This window comes from Baaleninema sp. (genome assembly GCF_049974805.1).
Lineage (GTDB): Bacteria > Cyanobacteriota > Cyanobacteriia > Cyanobacteriales > Geitlerinemataceae > Baaleninema.
In genome coordinates this window covers 1-22074 of the sequence record NZ_JBNGCO010000043.1, presented here as the reverse complement: position 1 = coordinate 22074, position 22074 = coordinate 1, and the positions used below count along the sequence as shown (strand labels likewise).

The 22074-nt window shown below is 53.5% G+C and carries 16 protein-coding genes; 6 read left to right on the top strand and 10 right to left on the bottom strand.

Annotated elements, in window-relative coordinates; translation table 11 throughout:
- Positions 1 to 94: 94 nt before the first annotated feature.
- Positions 95 to 865: a 3-methyl-2-oxobutanoate hydroxymethyltransferase gene (gene panB / locus ACP5D4_RS10335; RefSeq protein ID WP_428011546.1), complete on the bottom strand. Its 771-nt coding sequence runs from the start codon at positions 863 to 865 to the stop codon at positions 95 to 97.
- Positions 866 to 1047: 182 nt separating this feature from the next.
- Here panB and ACP5D4_RS10330 point away from each other — a divergent pair, with 182 nt between their 5' ends.
- A complete protein-coding gene (locus tag ACP5D4_RS10330; protein ID WP_428011545.1) occupies positions 1048 to 3090 on the top strand; it encodes a sensor histidine kinase in 2043 nt (680 codons plus the stop codon).
- Positions 3091 to 3381: 291 nt separating this feature from the next.
- Here the strand turns inward: ACP5D4_RS10330 and ACP5D4_RS10325 are convergent, their stop codons facing one another.
- The 3 genes from ACP5D4_RS10325 to ACP5D4_RS10315 all read right to left on the bottom strand — a co-directional run bounded on the left by ACP5D4_RS10325 (position 3382) and on the right by ACP5D4_RS10315 (position 7134).
- Positions 3382 to 4002 (bottom strand): cytochrome c oxidase subunit 3, encoded by a 621-nt coding sequence (locus ACP5D4_RS10325; protein WP_428011544.1) that lies wholly within the window; start codon positions 4000 to 4002, stop codon positions 3382 to 3384.
- 244 nt (positions 4003 to 4246) lie between these two features.
- Positions 4247 to 5929: a cytochrome c oxidase subunit I gene (gene ctaD / locus ACP5D4_RS10320; protein WP_428011543.1), complete on the bottom strand. Its 1683-nt coding sequence runs from the start codon at positions 5927 to 5929 to the stop codon at positions 4247 to 4249.
- A 236-nt stretch (positions 5930 to 6165) separates the two neighbouring features.
- Positions 6166 to 7134 (bottom strand): cytochrome c oxidase subunit II, encoded by a 969-nt coding sequence (locus ACP5D4_RS10315; RefSeq protein ID WP_428011542.1) that lies wholly within the window; start codon positions 7132 to 7134, stop codon positions 6166 to 6168.
- A 638-nt stretch (positions 7135 to 7772) separates the two neighbouring features.
- Here ACP5D4_RS10315 and ACP5D4_RS10310 point away from each other — a divergent pair.
- Positions 7773 to 8696 carry a COX15/CtaA family protein gene (locus ACP5D4_RS10310; protein ID WP_428011541.1) on the top strand — a complete coding sequence of 308 codons (924 nt, stop codon included), beginning with the start codon at positions 7773 to 7775 and terminating at the stop codon, positions 8694 to 8696.
- A 56-nt stretch (positions 8697 to 8752) separates the two neighbouring features.
- On the top strand, positions 8753 to 9736 hold the full coding sequence (locus ACP5D4_RS10305) for a heme o synthase (RefSeq protein ID WP_428011540.1): 984 nt from the start codon (positions 8753 to 8755) through the stop codon (positions 9734 to 9736).
- Positions 9737 to 10195: 459 nt separating this feature from the next.
- Here ACP5D4_RS10305 and ACP5D4_RS10300 read toward each other — a convergent pair whose 3' ends face one another.
- The 3 genes from ACP5D4_RS10300 to ACP5D4_RS10290 are packed head-to-tail and all read right to left on the bottom strand — an operon-like array spanning position 10196 to position 16586.
- Positions 10196 to 10582: a response regulator gene (locus tag ACP5D4_RS10300; protein ID WP_428011539.1), complete on the bottom strand. Its 387-nt coding sequence runs from the start codon at positions 10580 to 10582 to the stop codon at positions 10196 to 10198.
- Between the two features lie 45 nt (positions 10583 to 10627).
- Positions 10628 to 14605, bottom strand: coding sequence for a PAS domain S-box protein (locus ACP5D4_RS10295; protein ID WP_428011538.1), 3978 nt, complete (start codon positions 14603 to 14605; stop codon positions 10628 to 10630).
- On the bottom strand, positions 14598 to 16586 hold the full coding sequence (locus ACP5D4_RS10290) for an ATP-binding protein (protein ID WP_428011537.1): 1989 nt from the start codon (positions 16584 to 16586) through the stop codon (positions 14598 to 14600). The genes ACP5D4_RS10295 and ACP5D4_RS10290 overlap by 8 nt, the downstream gene beginning before the upstream one ends.
- Before the next feature lie 262 nt (positions 16587 to 16848).
- Between ACP5D4_RS10290 and ACP5D4_RS10285 the strand changes: the two genes are divergently transcribed.
- The gene (locus ACP5D4_RS10285; protein WP_428011536.1) at positions 16849 to 17547 is read left to right on the top strand and encodes an HAD family hydrolase; all 699 of its coding nucleotides are present in this window, start codon (positions 16849 to 16851) and stop codon (positions 17545 to 17547) included.
- 18 nt (positions 17548 to 17565) lie between these two features.
- Here ACP5D4_RS10285 and ACP5D4_RS10280 read toward each other — a convergent pair whose 3' ends face one another.
- Positions 17566 to 18168 carry a CPP1-like family protein gene (locus ACP5D4_RS10280; protein WP_428011535.1) on the bottom strand — a complete coding sequence of 201 codons (603 nt, stop codon included), beginning with the start codon at positions 18166 to 18168 and terminating at the stop codon, positions 17566 to 17568.
- A gap of 466 nt (positions 18169 to 18634) precedes the next feature.
- Here ACP5D4_RS10280 and ACP5D4_RS10275 point away from each other — a divergent pair, with 466 nt between their 5' ends.
- Positions 18635 to 18781 carry a ribbon-helix-helix protein, CopG family gene (locus ACP5D4_RS10275; RefSeq protein WP_017662228.1) on the top strand — a complete coding sequence of 49 codons (147 nt, stop codon included), beginning with the start codon at positions 18635 to 18637 and terminating at the stop codon, positions 18779 to 18781.
- On the opposite strand, the gene ACP5D4_RS10270 is transcribed toward ACP5D4_RS10275, so the two are convergent.
- Positions 18778 to 19998 carry a DUF790 family protein gene (locus ACP5D4_RS10270; RefSeq protein ID WP_428011534.1) on the bottom strand — a complete coding sequence of 407 codons (1221 nt, stop codon included), beginning with the start codon at positions 19996 to 19998 and terminating at the stop codon, positions 18778 to 18780. The two genes, ACP5D4_RS10275 and ACP5D4_RS10270, sit on opposite strands and share 4 nt — an antisense overlap.
- Before the next feature lie 108 nt (positions 19999 to 20106).
- On the opposite strand from ACP5D4_RS10270, the gene ACP5D4_RS10265 reads away from it, so the two are divergent.
- Positions 20107 to 20736, top strand: coding sequence for a tetratricopeptide repeat protein (locus tag ACP5D4_RS10265; protein WP_428011533.1), 630 nt, complete (start codon positions 20107 to 20109; stop codon positions 20734 to 20736).
- Between the two features lie 205 nt (positions 20737 to 20941).
- Here the strand turns inward: ACP5D4_RS10265 and ACP5D4_RS10260 are convergent, their stop codons facing one another.
- Positions 20942 to 22000, bottom strand: a complete 1059-nt coding sequence (locus ACP5D4_RS10260) for a LamG-like jellyroll fold domain-containing protein (protein ID WP_428011532.1) — start codon at positions 21998 to 22000, stop codon at positions 20942 to 20944.
- Positions 22001 to 22074 lie beyond the last annotated feature (74 nt).

The following is a 22074-nucleotide window of genomic DNA, read 5'->3' as shown; positions in this document are numbered from 1 at the left end:
AATCAACCCGTCCCCGCGAAATATCAGTAATCCGGTTGATGTTCCGGCTCTGGGGATCGCATCTTACTCGGCGATCCCCACTAGAGAGTTACCGTTAGAAGCGGCGCGATCGCACATCGTCCCCGTACTGTCGAACCGCTTCGGAAATACTGTTCCGTAAATTTGCGTAAACCTTGGCAAAGGGCGGTTGGCGATCGGACCAACCGAGCAAATCGTGGGTCACTAAAACCTGTCCGTCACAGCCAGAACCGGCCCCGATCCCGATCGTGGGAATCGTCAGTTTGTGAGAAATCGTATCGGCTAAAGTGGCGTCCATATGTTCGAGAACCAAGGCGAAGACCCCCGCCCGTTCCAACGCCAAGGATTCCGAAACCAACCGCGACTCCTCAGCGGCCGTCGTCCCTTGCTTGCGATAGCCCAACTGATGCACCGATTGGGGCGTCAACCCCACGTGACCCATCACGGGAATTCCCGCCCGCACCAAGACAGACACCGTTTCCGCCATGGCCGGATACCCGCCTTCGAGTTTCACCGCCGCCGCCCCGGTTTCCTTCAACACGCGGCCAGCCGATCGCAACGCCTGCTGCGGACTCTCCTGATAGGTCAAAAACGGCAAATCCACCACCACCAACGCCTCTTTGACGCCGCGACGCACGGCTTTGGCATGGTGCAACATCTCATCTAACGTCAAGGGTAACGTCGTTTCGTAGCCCAACGCCACCTGCGCCAGAGAATCCCCCACGAGAATCACATCCACCCCCGCCTCGTCCAAAACCTTGGCGATCGCGTAATCCCAGGCGGTCAACGCCACGATCGAACGGTGTTCGTTTTTCCAACGCACCAACGTGCGGGGTGTCACGGTCATATCTCAATACTCAAAAAGGTCGCAATTTCAAGGGTTTCCCATCCCCGGCCGGAATGCGGCTCGTTATTTTAAGTCTAGCGAAAAGTGGCGACTCCACGGCCGCGATATCCTAGATCCTAGAGGGAACCGAGGCCCCGGCACCACGGAACACCCCCGACGCAGCCCGCCACCGAGACCGAACCGTGTTCCATCGATCGCTCCTCAGCCAACTCTCGCAAAAATTTTCTCTGCGAACGGCTATCGCCATTCCGTTCGCCCTGCAACTGGTTGCCTTTACGGGATTGGTGGGGTACTTGTCTTACCAACAGGGACAACAGGCCATTCTCGACCTTGGCACCCAACTCCAAGACCAAGTGACCCGCCGCATCGTCCAACATCTCGAAGACTATCTCGAAACCCCCAGCCAACTGATCGCCCTCAACGCCGCTGCGGTCGAGTCCGGACGCCTCGACCCCAGGAACCTCCCGGCGACGGGACGGTATTTCTGGCAGCAAATGCAGGTGTTTGAGGTCAGCGACCTCAATTTCACCAGTGTGGACGGGGAATTCGTAGGGATTCGCCGCCAAGAGGACGGTCGCCTCGTCCTCACCGAACGGGATTTCGATCGCGACCCCGCTTTAGTCTACGAATACCAACTCAACCGCTTGGGCGATCGCGTCACCGTTCTCGACACCCTCGAAAACTACGACCCTCGCCGTACTCGCGGCTATCAGCAAGCGGCGAACCGGGGAGAGTTAGTCTGGACTCAAGGGCCGGTGAGGTCTCCGGGCGAGAAAAGCCCTTCTGTTTCCGCCAGCTATCCCCTCTACGACGACAACGGAGACTTCCTCGGCGTCGTCGGGGTCGATTTGCGCCTCTCTCGCATCGCACAGTTTTTGCGAAATCTGAAAATCGGTCGCGCCGGACAAGCCTTCGCGATCGATCGCCAAGGGGTGTTAGTGGCCACCTCGGGAACCGATTCCTTTCTGGCCGCCGACGATAGCCCCCTGGGGGGCATTCGCGCCACCGAAAGCCGCGATCGCACCGTGCAAGCGGCCGCCAACCACCTCGTCCGTCGCTTCGGCAATTTAAACCAAATCGAGGAAACGCAAATTTTGCAATATCGCTTGCAAAACCATCGGTATTTCCTGCAAGTGTCGCCGTTTCGCGACCCCAGCGGCCTCGATTGGTTGGTGGTGGTGACGGTACCTCAAGCGGATTTTACCGACGCCGTTCGCACCAACGCCCGTATCACGGTCTTGTTGTGCGCCTTCGGCTTGGCCGTGGCCACCCTCGTGGGGTGGCAAGTGTCCCAAGGCATCGTGCGCCCCCTGCGGCGCTTGACGGAGGGCTTGCGGAAGTTGGGATCTCACTGGCAAACCCTTTCCTTACTCGATGTCCGGGGGGGATTGCTGCTGCGAACGCGGGAAATTAAAACCCTGTTAACCACGTTTAACCGCACCGCCGCACAACTGCAAACTCAATTGGCAACACTGGAGTCGGAAAATGAATCCCTTCGAGAAACCGATCGACTCAAAGACCTCTATTTATACAACTTAGCCGAAGAATTCCAGCCCGCTATTCAAAAAACCATCGACAATACTAAGGCACTCCTCGAACAGGGCGATCGCTACCCCCCGGAAGACTTACAACGGTTCGATCGCGTGGTTCGCGCCGGAAACCGCCTCTTAGAGTTGATGCAGGATATTTCCGATCTCACCAAAATTCACTCGGGACAACTGACGCCGAACCTCGAAGCCGTCGATATCCAATCCTGTCTCGACGGCGTTATCGCCCAGCATCGCCAAGAACTCGAAACCAAAGGCTTGCAACTGTCCCGTCACGATTTTCCCCCGCCCCTCTACGTTCGCGCCGATCGCCAAATGCTGCAACAGGTGTTGTCGATCGTCTTGGAAAACGCCATCCAGTTTACGGAATCCGGCGAAATCGACATTCGCACCGCCATCACCGCACCGATGGGCAAAACCAGCTATCACGAACTGCCCGAGGCGATTATCTCCATTTCCGATACGGGAATCGGCATCGATCCCAACCAACAAGAGAAGTTGTTTCAACCCTTTGTCAAACTCGAAGGCTGTCCCGAACACTTTCGCGGTCCGGGGTTGGGGTTAGCCGTGGCTAAGAGTTTGGTGGAGTTGATGCGAGGACAGATTTCTCTAGAAAGTGAAGGGATCGATCGTGGAACCACGGTGAAGATGATTCTTCCCATCGGTTCCTCGATTTGATTCCTCGATTTGATTCTGTATCCAATCTGTCTCTGAGCGTGAAAACTTTCTTGGGTATTGACTTTTTACCACAAATGTGGTAATAGAATTTCTCGCCTAAGATCCCCGGCATCTCGAAGATGCCGGGGATCTAGAGCGCAACAGATTAACTCAAGAGGTGATACGGAACCCGTTTCCGATAAGCTGGGTTTCAAAAAGTCTTCAACCCCATCCCCCGAATTGGGGAAAACCAGTATTTGAGATTTGGATTCCCTATGAATTCCCTATTCGTTGCAATTCACAAAAAATCGTTTACAACAAATACAAAATCGTAAACAACACGATCCAAACAATATCGACAAAGTGCCAGTACAACTCCGCCGCTTCCGGACCGAAATGGCTTTCACTGCTGTATCGATCGCCGTCGATCGATCGCACCAAAACCGCCCCGATTAACGCCAACCCAAACGTCACGTGCAGACCGTGAAACCCGGTCAAAACGTAAAACGTACTCGTAAACAAATTGTCCGTCAAACTAAACTCGTTGGTGAAATACTCATATCCCTGACCCAACAAGAACACCGCCCCCATCAACGCCGTAATCGCGAACCACTTTCGCATTCCCGAAACATCGTTTTGACGGATCGCCCGATTGCCCCGATTCATCACAAAACTACTCGAAACCAGAATAATCGTGTTAACCGTCGGTAACAACAACTCCAACTCCGGCGTCCCTTGAGGCGGCCAAACATCCGCCACCGCACGAAACGTTAAATACGCCGCAAACAAGCCGAGGAAAATCATCGACTCAGCGAACAGAAAAACATAAACGCCAAAAATACGATAGTCGGGATGGTCGCCGTGGCCGGACGCTTCAGCATGTTGGGGCGTCACCATCGCAGTTTGAGACATATCCACAGTAGAACCTTGCATCACTCTCGCCTTTCAATTCCTGATTTTCGATAAGTTTCCAACCGAAATCGGTTTCTCCCATCAGGACGTTACAGGAAACGTCCCTACAGTATTTGGGTCTCCGCCGTTTGCGGGGGAAAATGTATAGCAAAATACAAATACCTGGAGAATCGAGAGCCAAAACCCCTGAAATCTCGTGAAGTCAGTTTTTCTGTCACCCTAAACGGCGAAGAGCCCAGTATTTCCGGTTTGACTCGGCGGACACTTACAATTCCGCTTTCACTTCCGCCAGCAAATCGGAAACCGACTGGTCTTCCTTCGGTTCGCGATCGATCCCATAATCGTAAGGGCCCGACCACAACACCGGCTCTTCCTCAAAGTTTTCGATAATCGGCGGCGAACTGGTTTGCCACTCCAACGTCAAAGCGTTCCAAGGATTCGCACTGGCTTGGGGACCCCAAAACCAACTCCACACCGCATTAATCAAAAACGGTACCGTCGAAATCGCCAAAATAATCGATCCCACCGTACAAATCTGATTGAGAAACGTCAGTTCGGGATCGTATTGCACCACCCGGCGGGGCATCCCCTGCAATCCCAAAATGTGCATCGGGAAAAACGCCAAATTGAAGCCGATAAACGTGAGAACGAAATGGACTTTGCCCCAAAACTCGTTCATCATCCGTCCCACCATTTTCGGGAACCAGTGGTACAGTCCCGAATAAATGCCGAAGACGCTACCCCCGAAGAGGACGTAATGGAAGTGGGCGACGATGAAATAAGTATCGTGAACGTGAATGTCAAACGGAACCGAAGCCACCATGACGCCGCTGAGTCCGCCGACGAGGAACATCGACACGAAGCCCAAACCGAACAACATGGCACTGTTGAGGCGAATTTTGCCGCCCCATACCGTCGCCACCCAACTAAACACTTTAATTCCCGTCGGAACGGCAATCACCATCGTGGCCGCCATAAAGAACACCCGCAACCATCCCGGCGTTCCGCTGGTGAACATATGGTGCGCCCAGACGATGTTTCCCAAAAAGGCGATCGCAATACTGGAATAAGCGATCGCCTTATATCCGAAAATCGGCTTGCGGGCGTGAACGGGTAAAACGTCCGAAATCAACCCGAACACCGGCAAAATCATAATGTAAACCGCCGGGTGCGAGTAAAACCAAAACATATGCTGGTAGACGATGGGATCGCCGCCCCCCGTGGGATTGAAAAACGCCGTTCCCGCGATGAGGTCGAAACTCAGCAGAATCAACGCCCCCGCCAACACGGGAGTCGAAACCAAAATCAACAGCGACGTAGCCAGCATCGCCCAGCAGAACAAGGGCATATCGTAAATCGACATCTCCTTAATCCGCATTTTGAAAATCGTGGTAACGAAATTAATCCCCCCTAAAATCGACGAAGTTCCCAACAGCAAAATGCTGAGAATCCACATCATTTCGCCCACCTGACCGCTAATTAAACTCAGCGGCGGATAGGACGTCCACCCCGCCACGGGGGGATTGTCGATTAACAGGCTGGTTAACAACAGCAAGCCACCGGGGGGAATCAACCAAAAGGCGATCCCATTGAGAACGGGAAACGCCATGTCTTTCGCCCCGATTTGCAACGGAATCAGGTAGTTGGCAAAGGCGGCACCGGCCGGAACGATCCATAAAAAGATCATCATTGTCCCGTGCAGGGTCAGCACGCCGTTATAGTTTTCGTAGCCTAAAAAGTCCGGATTTGGCGTTGCCAGTTCGATGCGAATGCTGGTGGCCATCGCCCCAGCAATCAGGTAAAACACGAAGCTGGTGACGAAATATTGAATGGCAATAACTTTGTGGTCGGTACTGAAGCCGAAAAAGTCTTTCCAATGTCGCTCTTTGTGTTCCGGTTCGCCATTGGGTGGTGTGGGGTTCGGTTCGATCGATGTTGTTGTGGTCATACGTGAAGTCGTGAAATGTCGCGCAGTTTTTGAGGTTCGCTTGGATTAGGAACGAAACCCAGTTTTTACAACCCAAATTTGGCTCTTCGCCGTTTAGGGTGACAGAAAAACTGACTTCACGAGATTTCAGGGGTTTTGGCTCTCGATTCTCCAGGTATTTGTATTTTGCTATACATTTTCCCCCGCAAACGGCGGAGACCCCCAAATTTGACAAACTGTCTAAAATTACAAACTGTCTAAAAACTGTGATGGGCGTGAAGAGAAGCCAAGGTTTCTGAAGTAACGTTCCAATCGGCGGTGTGGGCTTGCAGGCGATCGATCTCGGACGGTACGTTTAACGCAGTCGCCACCGTCGGCGTCTCCTCCGCTTGTTGGGCGATTTGCGATCGCAGCCATTCGTCAAACTCCTCCGGCGGTTGAACGACGACTTGCGTTCTCATGGCACCGTGATAGGCCCCGCAGAGTTCCGCGCAGATGATGGGATAGGTTCCCGCCACCTCCGGCTTGAACCGCAGTTCCGTTTCCCGGCCGGGAATCGCGTCTTGTTTCAACCGGAATTGAGGCACCCAAAAGGCATGAATCACGTCTTGGGCGGAAATATTCAGTTGGATATCTCCTCCGGCGGGAACGTGGAGTTCTCCAGACACCACGCCGCTATCGGGATAGGTGAAAATCCAGGCGTATTGAAGTCCCAAGACATCCACATTGAGTTGGGCGTTGCGTCCTTGCGTCGCGGGAGACGCCCCCACGCCGAGGGCGACCTCTTGTCCCTCGTCCAGAGTCGCCGCCATGGCCGAACCGGGGGCGAGGGCTGTTTTCTGAGGTCCGGGGTCTCTCGAGGCTGCGGGGTCGAGTCCCCCCATTTCGTTGTAAACCTCGAAGCTATAGACGGATAACACCAGGACGATGACCACCGGAATCGCCGTCCAGACGATTTCTAAGCCGATGTTGCCTTCGATCGCCGGACCGTCGGTGTTGTCGCCCGGTTTTTGACGAAATCGAACGATCGAAATCAAAATCGCCCCTTGGATGAGGAGAAACAACCCCGTGGCGATGGTCATCATCGTATTGAACAAACCATCAACTAAGGGGGCTTCCTCGGAGGCGGCGGCTGGCATCCAGCCGTGATTCTGTCCGTACCACAGACTGATGAGCGTGATGAGGATGCCAGCGATGAGCGTATTAATGGAAGTGGGTAGTTTCACGTAGTATCGTTTCCTCTTGTGGTACTCGCGATCGAGTTAAGACGAACGGTTTTTCTGGCCGCAAGCTGTGCCTTGCTGGCGGGGCAAGCCAACAGCCCGAGCCTCTCTGTTACACAGTAAAACAGCTTTTTTAATGCTGTGACGAAATTGATAAATCTTTAGATTTTTTTTGGAAAATCTTAGGGTTTTCCGTTTCTTAAAATCGTTAATCGATACTTAGCAATATACGAATTAGTTAAACTGTAAAAGCGATTACGGATTTCGAGCAACTTTTCCTCTTTGATGTCAAAAAATGCTTAAAAACGCCCGATTTGCAGTGCTTTACTGACTGCCGGACGTATTTTATATTGTTTTAATTTTTACTTAAAAGGAATAGGTTCAGAAAAAATTACACAGCTTCACAAAACGTTGGCAATCTAAAACATTTCTAAAACTCTTGCTCTTGGAAAATAGAAAGGCTCTAAGGTAAAACTAATGCAAGTTTGCAGTCAAACCACTGGACGAGGGGGAAATCCCGCCCTCGAAATCTGGAAAAGTTCGATCGCCCCCTCGATCGATTTCCCCTTACCAAAACCCTTTCAAAACCGCATCCGAAAGCGCTTCCCGACCCCCTGACGTTCGATCGACTCCAAACATCGATGGCACATTCGATACTGACCTCCTCCCTCACCTTCGAGATTTCCGAGAACGAATCCGCCGCCACCGGCCGCGTGCGGCGTCTGATTTGGAAAATCGCGATCGCCACCGTCGTCCTGATGGCCATCGGTAGCGCCACCCGCGTCGCCAACGCCGGCCTCGCCTGTCCCGACTGGCCCCTCTGCTACGGACAACTCGTTCCCACGGCGCAAATGAACCTGCAAGTCTTCCTCGAATGGTTCCATCGCCTGGACGCCTCCCTCATCGGCGTAATGGCGATCGTCCTCGCCGCACAAAGCTGGTGGTGGCGTCGGGAACTCCCCAACTGGCTGCCCTGGATGTCCCTCGTCGCCCTCGGACTCATCATCTTCCAAGGCATTCTCGGCGGTCTCACCGTCACCGAACTCTTGCGCTTCGACATCGTAACCGCCCACCTCGGCACCGCCCTCCTCTTCTTCATCACCGTTCTTTCAATGGGCGTCGCCTTACTGCCCTACCGAGGTACCGGAACCGCAACCTCCCTGCGTTGGGTGTCCCTAACCGGAGCGATTCTCGTATACCTACAAAGTCTCATCGGCGCCCTCGTCGCCTCCCAGTGGGTGTTACACCAATGCCTGAGTTACCAAAATCTCTGCGCGGTGATGAACAGCCACATCCTCGGCGTCGTTCCCCCCACCCTCACCGTTCTCGTCTTAGTCCTGTGGGCGTTGCGGACGCCCGCCTTAAGCCAACCCCTGCGCGTCCTGGCCAAACTTTCCGGCGGACTGGTGTTCCTACAAATCGGCTTAGGCGTCGCGACGTTCTATCTGCGCCTGCAAGTCGAACCCCTCACCGTATCCCACCAAACCATCGGCGCATTGCTGCTAGGGTCTCTCGTGGCGTTCACCGTCCTGGCCTTTCGAGACGCCCAATTTGGCAAAGCCTAACGAACTCTCCTCCGTTCTCAATTCTCAATTGTCAATTCTCAATTATTGGCCCATTCATGCAGAATCTCATCACTTCAACGACCGAACGGCATCACAGCAATATATTCCAAGTTTTCTATAGCTATTACCAACTCACGAAACCGCGCATTATCGTTTTACTCCTCGTGACCACCGCTGCGGGACTTTTCCTCGCGGCCAAGGGTCAAGTCAATCCTGTGCTGTTGTGCGCGACCTTACTGGGAGGATGGTTAGCGGCCGCCGCCGCCAACACCATTAACTGTCTGTACGATCGCGACATCGATAAAATCATGGAACGGACGAGTCTGCGGCCGTTACCCTCCGGGCGCGTGCGTCCCAGTCACGCCCTGATTTTCGCCGGAACTTTAGCCACGCTGTCTTTCGTCATTCTGGCCACGGTGGCTAACCTGACGGCGGCGTTCCTCGCTCAGTCGGGGATTGTCTTCTACGTTTTGATTTACACCCACTGGCTGAAACGCCATACGGTTCAGAATATCGTCATCGGCGGTGCGGCGGGGGCGATTCCGCCGCTGGTGGGTTGGGCTGCGGTAACGGGCGATCTCAGTTGGGCGGCGTGGATGTTGTTTCTCATCGTGTTTTTGTGGACGCCGCCGCATTTTTGGGCGTTGGCGATTTACATTCGCGATGAGTATTCCGAAGTCGGGGTTCCTATGTTACCGGTGGTGGAAGGAAACGAGGTGACGGTGAAGCAAATTTGGTTGTATACCTGGTTGATGTTGGCTTCGACGGCGGCGTTGGTGTATCCCCTGGGGGTTTGCGGTGCGGTTTACGCGGCGGTGGCTGTACTGTTGGGGATTCCGTTTGTGAGGAAAGCCCGTCAGCTTTTGGGCGATTGTGAAAATCGCGAGGTGGCTCGATCGCTCTTTAAGTATTCGATTCTCTATATGATGCTGTTGTGTTTGGGCATGGTTGTTGATAGTTTGCCCTGGGCGCATCATATTAACTATACGGTGGCGGAGAATTTGCAAACGTTACTCGGCGCGTTTTCGGTGGGTTTCTGAGATTCCATCGATTGTTTGAGACGTGGATTTGCATCAGATCCTGCATCAGATCCCCGGCATCTTGAAGATGCCGGGGATCTATAGCAATCCTGAATGGTTTGCAGAAACAGATCGGCTGAAAACCCCATACCGAAACGATTCATATTGAAAGCAATCCCCAAACAAAGTCTATAGTGTAGTGATTGGTAATGGTGAAAGACCTGAAAAAGTCGTAGATTTCCGTAAATTCCTAAAAAAAAGGTTAAGTACGTAGTTGATGCAACAAAACTATGTAAGCATTGGCTATATAGCAATCCCAAATGGTTTGCGGAAACAGATCGGCTGAAAACCCCATTCCGTAACGATCTATCCTGAAAAGAAGCCGCAAACGAAGTCGTACTGCTATAGATAGGAGATACACCCCTGGGCGCCAGCACAACTCGGCGAACTTGACGAGTTTAATGACAATTTAATGAAAATTTAATCTAACTCCAAACCCAGTATTTCTAAAGATTTTTGCAATACTTCTTTCGGACGAAACGGCTTCGTCATATAAAGGTCTGCGCCCGCTTCTATACCTTGATTTTTATCGAACTCCTGACCTTTGGCGGTTAGCAGAATAATGTAAGTTTCGCTAAAATTCCACTCTTTTTTGACAATTTGGCAAACCTCAAAACCGTTTTTCTTGGGCATCATTACATCCAAAAATACGAGTTGAGGCTTCTCTTCTTTAATAATTTCTAATGCTTCCAAGCCGTTCTGTGCCGTCAGCAAGTCAATTCCTTCGTCTTCTAAGTCTTCTAAGGCTTGTTCTAGCAAAATTCTAATGTTCGGCTCGTCGTCAACAATTAAAACTTTTGGCTCCATTTTAATCCTCTTTCCAATAAATTAAATGAGATTGCAAATTCGATTTTACATCGATTCGTTTTGGTCGCCCAGCAAGACGAACAAAACGTTTTCTAATCCCTTCTCAAACCGTAAGGTTTTGACGATATCGTGTTGTTTGGAAAAACCTGAATCGATCGCGATAATATCCGGTTTGAGCGAGAGGGCTTTGTCGATACAGTCTCGGTCGGTGGCGGCTTCGGCGACGCTGTAGCCTTGGGCTTCGAGAACTTCTGTGAGAATTTTCAAGGTCGAGGCGTCGCGATCGACCACCAACACCTTTTTCCGCGACGATCCCTCCGACAGCAACGACCCCACTTCTTGCAACAACCCTTGTCGATCGATCGGTTTGGTGAGGTATCGATCGACCCCCACCCGGAACCCCCGTTCGCGATCTTCAACGATCGACAACACCAAAATAGGAATCCCCATCATCTGCGGTTCGTTCTTCAACACCGCCGCCACGTCGAAGCCGTCAATATAGGGCATCATCACATCGAGGACGATGAGATCCGGGCGCGATCGCTTCACTTGTTTAATCGCCTCCACCCCATCAGAGGCCTGTTTCACCTGATATCCCTGGGTTTCGAGAGACTGACGCAACAACTCCCGCACGTGGTCGTCGTCGTCCACCACCAAAATCGTCTTGCGAGATTTCCCTGTATCGGTGTCGCTGGCGGGGGTGACATGTTCCCGTAACTGGTGCATCAAGGGCGCGATGTCGATTTGCGGTTGTTTGTCCGAGGTTGGGGATTCCAAGGCGTCTCTGACAGGTAAGGCGAAGGCGAAAGTACTCCCTTCTCCCAACTGACTTTCCACCCAAATGCGGCCGCCGTGGTGTTCCACAATTTGCTGACAGATGGGCAATCCCAACCCCGTCCCTTTGGGTTTGTCCGTGAGGGTTTCTCCCACCTGTTTGAACTTGTCGAAGACTTTATCGATATCTTCGGGGGCGATGCCGATTCCGGTATCTCGGATGCTGAGGTAAATCTCGTTTCCGCGACGTTGGACGCGACAAGTCACCGCCCCCTCGTCGGTGAATTTGATGGCGTTAGACAGTAAGTTGATGACCACTTGAATCAGTCGATCGCGATCACCCTGAATCTCCGGTAAATCCGGTTCCACCTCCCGCTGAATTTGTAAGTTTTTCTCGTCCAGTAACGAGGACGTAGCCGCCAAAGCGCGATCGAGTAACTCTTCGACCGACAAAGGCGCCATCTTCCACTCCACCTTTCCGGCTTCCATTTTGGCGATGTCCAACACATCGTTAATCAACGCCGTGAGTCGTTCGGCTTCCGAGATGATGATGTCCAAATTCTGCCGCACGCGCCGCAGGTGTTTTTGGATCTTTCGATCGCCCTCGGGAAGGAGCGGAAACACCCGTTCTTCCAGCTTTTCTTGAATAATCGCCGCAAACCCCAACACCGACGTCAGCGGCGTTCGCAACTCGTGAGACACCGTAGAGATAAAGTCGGTTTTCATGCGATCGACCTCCTTCTCTACCGTCACGTCTCGAATCAACACCACCGACCCAATCCAAGGATTTTCGTCTTCTGGCGCGTCTTTAAAAACGTTTTTCGCCAACGCCTGACCGACGTGCTGCCCCGAGAGGGGAATTTCCGCCGTCAACACCTGTTCCGAAGGCGTCGTCTGAACCCGTTCCACCAGAAGCGCCACTTCCGACAAGCCGCATTCGAGACAAGTTCGATCGCGCAGGTTTGCTTCGGCTACCCCAAACATCGATCGTAACGCCGGATTGAAGCGGGTAATCCGTCCCTCCGTATCGACGACAAGCAACCCGTCCGCTAAATTGTCGATAATGGCGCTGAGGTCAGCCAGCGCCCGTTGCAGGGCTTCTTCGGCTTGTTTGCGTTCCGTAATGTCTTCCGCCGTCGCCACCAGTCCGATGGCGTTGCCCTCCGCATCCCGCAAGGGGATTTTGTTGGTTTCAATGTAACTAAGGCTTCCATCGGATTGCGGTAGGGTTTCCGTAATGCGGAATTCCGGAATATTGGTGTCCATGACGCGGCGATCGCAGGCGATATACCAATCGGCTAAATCGCGCCAGGGCATCTCGTAATCGGTTTTGCCCACCAATTCCTCGACGGATTCGAGACCGGCCTGTGCCGCGATGCGTTGATTGCCCCCGAGAAAGACCGAGTTGCGATCTTTCCAAATGACCAATTGGGGAATGCTGTCGATGACCGATCGCAGCAGTTGGCGAGACTGATGCAACTCCTCTTCGGCACGTTTGCGCTCGGTAGTATCTTCGTAAGTTCCCAAAATACCGATGACGTTGCCTTCCTCGTCGTGGAGAGGAATTTTCGAGGTATCGATCCAAATTTGTCGGCCGTCTACCAGGGTTTGGGTTTCGATAATGTGTAACTGGGGCTGGTTCGCGTCCATCACCTGGCGATCGTACTGACGGTACCATTCGGTTTCCTCCGCCGTCCAGGGCAAATCGTAATCGGTTTTTCCGACGATCTCTTGGGCGTTTCTCAGTCCGGCCAACCGAGCGAAACGACGGTTGCAACCGCTGTACACTGAATTCCGGTCTTTCCAAAACACCAAATGGGGCAGGGTGTCGATGACCAGTTGCAAAAAGTCTTTAGCGGCTTGCAGTTCCCGTTCGACTCGTTTGTATTCCGTCATGTCGCGGGTGATGATGGCCAAACCCAGGGAACGGCCGGTTTGGGGGTGAACGACCTCGAACAGGTTGTAATCGATGGGAATCGCCTCGCCGGTTTGAAAGTGTCGAAATTGCAGGTCAGCCCGCCACCGGCCAGTTTGGCTGGCGATCGAGAAGCCTTGCTGTTGGATTTGTCGGTACGATTCGGCGGTGAAATACTCGGAAATGTGACGGCGTGCGATGTCCTCATCAGGAGAGAGTCCCATCATGCGGCATCCGGCGGGGTTGAGATAGATGGGATTTCCGTTTAAGTCAGAAATGCCGATGAAATCGGAACTGTTTTCGATGATCGCGGCCAGGATGTTTCGTTCTTCTTCGATGGCTTTTTGGTCGGTGCAGTCGTTGAACCAACCGTACCAAACGATCGCGCCGTCGGTTTGCCGTTGGGGACAAGCCCGAGCTTCCATCCAGCGTACCGTTCCGGAAGGGAGCGTCATCCGGCCTTCCCATTCCCAGGTTTGGAGGGTTTGCGCCGATTGGGCGATCGATTCGTCAAATTGCGATCGATCCTCGGGATGGATGCGATCGATCAGATAAGCGGCGTCCCGTTCGATTTCCGACGGTGACAGTTCCGAAAAGCTTTCGTTTCCCGGCGAAAAATAGGGAAACGACATAGAACCGTCGGCGTCGATGCGAAATTTATAGATGACGCCGGGAACGTTCGCTGCAATGCGTTGAAGTTGCTGTTGGTTTTGTTGGCGCAGGCGAGCGAGCATTTCCGCCTGTAGGATGGCCACGTCTAGATGAAGAGCGACCTGACGGGCGAATTCCACCTCCGACTCGCGCCAAGACCGGGGAGAACGGCACTGATGTACGCACAGCAAGCCCCAGAGTTCTCGATCTTTAGTCAGGGGAACCACCAAGTTCGCCCGCACTTGAAACCGCGACAAAATCTCGAGGTGACAGTCGCTCAACCCGGCGTTGTAAATGTCACCGACGGCTTGCACGCGGCCGCGAACGTAGTCTTGAGCGAAGTCTCCGCCGAAACAGCGATCGCGGACTTTGGCCGCCAAGGCTGAATCGTAGCCGGGGGCGACGTTTTCCGCGATAAATTCCCCCTCGGTATTGTGGCTCTCGGGAAACAGGCGAAAGATTCCCACCCGGTCGGCCTCGAGAAACTGTCGCACTTCTTCTGTAGTGGAGCGAAAGATCTCATCGAGATCGAGGCTGGCCCGAATGTTGGCGATGACGTTGGAGAGGGCGTTTTGTCGGGCGATACAAGACTGTTCGAGGGCGGCCAAACGCGATCGCAGTTCGGTAATTTCGCGATCGCGGTCGTCATGTAAGCGGGCGTCGGCGTTGGCGAGGTCAGACATCGGAGTCGGAAATGGAGGAATCGAGAGATGGGGGGGGCGATTGGGGGTTGAGTCGAATCGAAGCCAAATAGAGTTTGATTAAAATCGGCATCGACATCAACATTTGGTAGATGCGTTCGGGGGAAAAGTTTTGAATTTCGGGATTGTATCGCGCCAGTCGATCGACGAGATTTTGGTAGCCGATGGGGTCGCGGTCTTGGAATCCTTTGACGACGCTGGGATCGACAGACCAAGCTCCACTGAGCGAGGCGTCAATATTCTCGTCGTCTAAGTCCGAAACCTTCGGAGGCGGCAGAGTGTCTCGAAACTCGGGTTTGAGGGGAAGCCAGATCTCGAACTGCGTTCCGCTACCGGGTTGGGAGCGACAGTCGAGCCGTCCGCCGTGTTTTTCGACCACCACTTGACGGCTGATGGCCAGTCCGAGACCGGTACCTTTACCGAGGGCTTTGGTGGTAAAGAAGGGGTCGTAAATTTGGTTGCGGATATTGTCTGCCATGCCGGGACCGTTGTCTGCGATCTGAATCACCGCCCAGCGATCGTCTCGCACTTGGGTACGCACGGTGACAGTGGGGTTGGAAATACCGGCCTCTTCCATGGCGTCGATGGCGTTGGCGATGACGTTGACGAAGACTTGGTTGAGTTGTCCGGCGAAGCATTCGACGGGGGGAAGGTCGCCGTACTGTCGATCGATTTTGACTTCGGGACGATCGCCTTTGGCTTTGATGCGGTGGTTGAGGATGAGAAGGGTACTGTCGAGACCTTCGTGGAGGTTCGCTGATTGGGTGCGATCGCGATCGATGCGGGAGAAGTTTTTGAGGGACTGAACGATTTCGCGAATGCGATCGATCCCCACTTTCATCGAAGACAGCAGTTTGGGCAGATCGGTTTTCAGATAGTCTAAATCGATCTCTTCGATGAAGTCTTCGATCTCGTCGTCCGGTTCGCCGTAGCGATCGCCGTAGAGGTCGATGAGATCGATCAGGTCTTGGGTATACTCGCAGGCGTGGCTGAGATTGCCGTTGATGAAGTTGACGGGATTGTTGATTTCGTGGGCGACGCCGGCCACCATCTGCCCCAAACTGGACATTTTTTCGCTCTGGACGAGGTGGGTTTGAGCTTGCTGGAGTTCTTGCAGTGCCGCTTGCAGTTTTTGGGCTTGTTGCTGGGCTTGGGCGGCGGCGTCGCAACTGCGATCGTACAGGCGGGCTTTTTCGATGGCGATCGCCGTTTGGATGGCGAACAGGGTCAGCAGTTTCAGATGTTCGGCACTGTAAGTAATCGTGGGGTAGTGGCAGACCGCCATAGCGCCGATGGTGCGGTCTCGCGCCACCAGGGGAACGCAGAGCAACGACCCCAGTTTTCGATCGTCCTCGCTGGCTCTGCCGTCTACGGCTACGTCGTTGACGATTTCGCTGCGGCCTTGACGGACGATGTGACCGAGAATGCCTTCTTTGAGGGGAAGGGAGGTTCCCCAGGGCAGGATAGCGCCTTTTTGGAAGAGCAGGTCGAGGCGATCGCCCTCGCCATCCCCTTCGTCGTCCCTCGCTCTTTCGAGGAGCCAAATCGAGCTGCTCGTTAAAGGAATTGAGGCTTCAATTTCTTGTAAAACTAATTGGGAAATCGTTTTGAGATTGAGACTCGCCGTGATTTTCGTCGAGATTTCATAAAAGAGATCGATTTCTCGATACCGCTCTAAAAGTTCTTTGGCTAAAGACCTTTTTTCCAGTTCTTGTCGAATCGAAAACTCAATAATATCTGCAATAATTCCAGTGTTTTCATAGCCGAAAACCCATCCGAACGTCTCTCCATGCACTGTGATTTCATGTCGCAAAGGGGACGCGGATATTTTTCCGTATTCGCGCAATGGTTGGTGCTGAACGTCTACAATAGAAAACGGCTGGTTGAACGTTTCTGCCAGGCGATCGAGTAGCGTTTTAACTGCGGATTTGTTGGTAACTTTCTTTAAAATCGAATTCGCCATTAGCCTTGGGTGACGGTCAACAGATTCCCTGACCGGACGTTGGAAAAAGGTCGATCGTGCGGTACGATCGCGCCCTAAATCCTTTAAAGTGCGTCCCACACGCCATGATAAACCAGTTTTTCACTTCGTTCCCGGCGGGGTGCGATCGCCCTCGAAAACAAACTGAATCGGGGGCGAGCCAGCGGTTTCGATCGAACCGAGTGTGATAAAACTTAACACAGAGTTGCAAACCGAACCGAAGGTCTCAGGATCGATCGTCCCTATGCTCAGACTCATCACCGATTTCGACGGACCCATCGTCGATGTCTCCGATCGCTATTATTGCGTGTACCAAGACTGTCTTGAACGATTGCGCCCTCCCGATCGCCCGGTCAAACGTCTCTCGAAATCGGAATTTTGGCGCTTGAAGCGATCGTGCGTTCCCGAACGTCAAATCGGCGCGATTTCCGGTCTCGACCTCGATCGCGCCCGTCAGTTCGCCCGACTCCGCAGCCAAACGGTTCACAGCTCCCCCTACCTCCACCACGATCGCCTGATTCCCGGTGCCGTCGATGCCCTCGAACGGGCCCAGCGAGCCGGACTCGATCTCGTCTTAATGACCATGCGCCGCCAGCGAGAACTCGACGAAGCCCTCTATCGCTGCGGGATCGATCGCTTCTTTCCGCCCCATCGCCGCTACTGCATCGGTAACAACGAAACCAAAACCCTCGACACCCAAGACAAACCCCGCCTCATGCAACAGGCGTTGATGGAACTGCCCCCAGTGCGAGAACAGTGGATGGTGGGGGACACAGAAGCCGATGCCATCGCCGCCCGAACCTACGACGTCAAATTTATCGGTGTACTCTCGGGCATTCGCGATCGACGGCGACTGACCCCCTACCGCCCCGATCGCATCGTCAAAGACCTAGCCGAAGCCGTCGATCTCGTCGTCGAGCGATCGGCTCAAGCCATCCATTAAGAGCCGTTCCCGGCCGGTTTAGCGCAAAAAGCTCGACACCAGCCACAGCAGGAAGAACGTCACCCACGCCGCAAAGGTTTCGGGGGCTAACTGGGCGCCGAGTAGCGTCGCCAACTGTCCGCCGACGAGAATCCCTACAATCGTCGCCACCAAGGTAAACAAAATCGCCCGTCCGAACCGTTTCTCCTTGCGGTTGAGAAAATACAAACTCGCCCCCGCCCCAAACGCCAACGCAACCGGGGCGTATTCCGCACTGACCGCACTGAGAACGCTCAAGAGGACGAAAACCCCTGCCGGCCAGAGAATATCGCTTTGACTGGGAGTATCGATCGACTCTTGCAACCACTCGGGCATCCCGTTCGGCGTCGCCGGGAGGGGCGTTTTCGGTGGCGACGGCATCGATCGCTCGGGAAAGCGAATCCCCTCGGGGACTTTAATCTTCCCTTGTTGGCGCAACCGCAACCGATCCATCAAAACGGCATCGTAAGCCATTTCAATTTGTTCGACCTGTTTGCGGTCGTTGTTGTGTTGTTCGATTTGACGATCGCGAGCAGCTTGAATTTCCTCGAACGAGGCACCTTCTGTGACTCCAAGTTGTTCGTAAGGATTCTGGTCGCTCATTGCCCGATTGTGTAAAGTAGCTATCCCTTCTAGCTTAGCAGCGATACGGTGATGATGAGGTGATGTGATGATGGGGAGATGGGGAGAAGCTGTCAGTTATCAATTATCAGTTATCAATTATCAGTTATCAATTGTCAATTATCAACGATCGATGTTTTTTTTCTCGAAAACGTTTGCAAACGCTCGATTATCAGTACAATGTACTAGAGGCTCGATCGCGATCGAGCCGATAATCATAGAGAAAACCGATACTCGTATCTGTCTCGAAACGACGACTTGTCCCTTGGGGGTGCGCACGTCGCCGCTCGTTCTCGACGGTTGCGTTTGACACTTCAACCCCGCCAAACTTCTACTGTCGAGACGAAACGCTAGGAGCCGGCCGCCCCCGAAGACTCGACGTGAGACGAGTACGGGGAATCGGTGTATCTTACCCTGTTCAATACGCGAAACCGATCGATCGTTCCCTATGGCTCGAACGAAACCCCCTTCTGATAAAGTTCTAACCATCCGCCTGCCGACGGGCGAACTCGAACGGTTAGAACATTACTGTATCCAACGGGGTAAAACGAAAACGGATGTCTTGCGAGAAATGATTCGCAAACTCCGAGTTTAACCGTCCTCGAGAGCGGCGAGAACGGCTTGGGGTTTTAGCTTGTCTTTAAACCAAACCACTTTCACCGGAACCTCTTCGATGCGAACCCCAGCTTTCTCGAGGTTCAACCGCTCTGACACGGCTAAGACTAAGCGGCGATCGAGGGCTTGTCGTACTTGCGAAAATTTCTTTTTCAAATACTCCGGTCGCCAATATCCGACAATTTCAAGTAAGACATCCCGTCCGTCTGGGTGAACCAGGCGGAAGTCCGGAACCATGACGCTACCGGGAATGGGAATTAAATCCACTTCCCGTTCTAATTTCCAGGGTGTATCTAACGATTCCCAGCGTTCAGCGAAGGACTGTTCCAGCATGGAATCGTAAGGTTTTCCCGCTGGGTAGTGACTGACGAGACCACAATCAGAATTTAACGTGAAGCGACCGATTCGGGTCGTTTTGGTTTGGGGGTTGCGGGTGTGTAAGGTGGCTTTGAGACTCCAACGAGTCACGTGGAGTAACGCCGGAATCAGTTTAGCGATCGCCAAGCCGTAGCGAGTGCTGGGTTTGAACAAACTCGTCGGTCCGTCGATGGTGATGGTAAAGCCGCAGTCGGCGTCTCCTTCGATGTAAAACATCAAACTGAAGAGTTTGAGGTAACGAAAGAGCAACTTATACTGACCGGGGACGTTGCGATGAGCGTTAATAATTACGTCGCTGGCGCGGTAGAAAATCCCTTGCACTTGGGAGAGGTTGTAATAGTGCAAGAGGTTTTCGGGGGTGAAGGGGTCGAATTCGGTGAGGATGCGGTTTTCTTGTAAGTCGGCGTAGAGTCCCCGTTGAATGGCGTCGAGAGTGACGTCGCATTCGAGTTCGCGGCTGAGTTCTGTGGCCAGGCGATCGAGCGTGGTAACGGTAGACTGACGACTGGGGACGGTTTGCGCCGAGAGTGCGAACACCCGCTGACGCAATTCGGGAGGATCGAGGGGACTGACGATCTCGAAGGTGCAACATTTGCTTTTGAGCAGGTGCGCTAAGCCCCGTCGCAGCCGATAATCGGGACTGTCGCCTTCCCATTCTTTCAAGCGGCGTGCGAGTTCTCCTTGGGTATCGTTGACGCAGCTTTCAAAGAGATCGATGGCGTCTTGGGCCAGTTTTAAGTGTTGAGGGTTGAGGGGAAGGCGTTTCGGGGTGAGGGTTTCGCCGTTGTGTCGGTAGCTGAGTAAGTCCGTCGGTAGCATAGCTGCGAAGTTGCGCGATCGTCGAGGCTTAAGTTTTGTTATGGTTGGGTTTTAACGTTTGTGATTTGGAGAGGGTGTCGTCTCGTGTCGTTTTTCGATCGCCTGAGAATGGATTCGTTGCACCGTCAGTTTAACGCCGTTCGATCGACCCTGTTGGGAGGGGTTGTCGCCGTCGCTACGCTGACGCCGCAGATGGCGATGGCGCAGATGGTGGATTCTCTACCTTTACCGCCACGTCAGCAAGCGGAAAACCTCGATCGCCGGGAACTGTTTCGGGAAGGGAACGACTTGTTTCGCGATCGCGATTACGAAGCCGCTGAAGTCATTTTCCGCGAACTGCTCGATCGCTACCCCAAAGACTCTCTGGTTCGCTACAAATTGGGAAACACGCTGTTCGCGCAATATCGCTACGAGGAAGCCGCCGAGGAGTACCAAGAAGCGATTCGCCTCAATGAAGACCACGCTTTAGCTTATAATGCTTTGGGCAACCTCCGCGCCAGTCAAGGCCGTTTGCAGGAAGCGGTATCGCTGTACGAACGCGCTCTCGAGATTAACGAGGATTACGTGGCGGCGTTGAAGGGGTTGGGACGAGCCTATATGCGACTCGAACAGTTTGAGGCGTCGATCGATACTCTAGAAACGGCGTTAGATGTCCTCGTAGACGAGGGGGAAATCTGGGATGTGATCGCCGTCGCGCGATTGTTACAACAGGTTCGCCGCTTGCAAGGGGTGGTTTGAGAAATCTGTCTTTTCTAACTGTCTTTTCTAACTTTTACTCAACCTTTTCGGGGGGCGATCGAAGCTTGCCTCAACCGCTTCAGAATTTGCATGAGCGATCGAGAGAAGTGCGATCGCCCAAAATTCCGCCTCGGAGGTCTTGGTGAATTGGCCTCCGAGGCGGAAAGTTCCATCGAGTCAGTTCGCCGAACCGACCCGTTCGCGATTACTCCTCTGCCATCGCTCCATAAGACCAGGTGGAGACTTCCTGACCGTCCCCATCGAACAGCGTGCCGCGATCGCCTTTATCGTTCCAAATCGCCGTACCGCTGCCAAAGGTGAAACCGCCCGTTTCCGGGTGAACTTGGTCGGTGTACACGCGGACACTTTCTCCGGCTGGCAGTACTACCGTCCCTTCCGGGAAGAAAAACACCTGGCGATCGCTGGCCGCAGAAGTCACTTTCCACCCAGAGATATCCACGGCGCTCGACCCCTGGTTGGCAATCTCGATGTACTCGTCAGACTGCGATCGCTTGATTTTACCCTTGTAGACCACTTCGGTAATGACCACCCCAGCGGTATCGGGGGCAGCAGGTTGTACGGGGAAGTCGTCGATCGTTTGCCAAGTTGCCCCGTGAAGGCTGCCGGAGTTACCGCTACTGCTTCGATCGGACACTGTATCGCCAGAACATTCGTTGAGCGGCCAGTAATCCACCAAACCCGCTTCGTCACCGCGCAGGCGTTGATTTATGGATTGCTGAAGGTCTGCCTCGCTGCGGGCGACGTTCCACACGGAAACTTCCGCAATTTGACCGTGGTAGAAATACCGAGCGCCAACTTCGGTTGCTCCAGCCCCAATTCGCAGGGGACGTTGAGTGTTTTTGGTGTAGGTGACTTTCTCTTTTCCAGCGGATTGACCGTTGATAAACAGCTCCAAAACTTCGCCATCAAAGCTGGCAGCCACATGAGTCCAAGTGTTGAGTTGGATGTCGCCCCCGGTGACAGACATCCAACCGTTGGCAGACACGCCGTTACCCACCCAAGTCTGCCATTTATTATTGGAACCACCGTAAATGATGTAACCACGACTGGGCTGGTCATCGCGAGAGGTAATGACCGAGCGCCAGGTTCCTTGTCCTCCGGTGACTTTTACCCAGGCTGAAATCGTAAAGACATCGGGATTTTGCTCGGGTTTATAGGGAACTTCGACATATTGGCTTTTACCGTCGAAGGACAACGTGCAAGTCGAAACCGGGGCGGCAGCGTCACCGTTTGCAATAGTCACGAGATATATACTCCTATGGTTTGACGTTCTCCCCCGCCTGAAGGCAGGGGGATTCCTGGTTCGTCGATCCACCT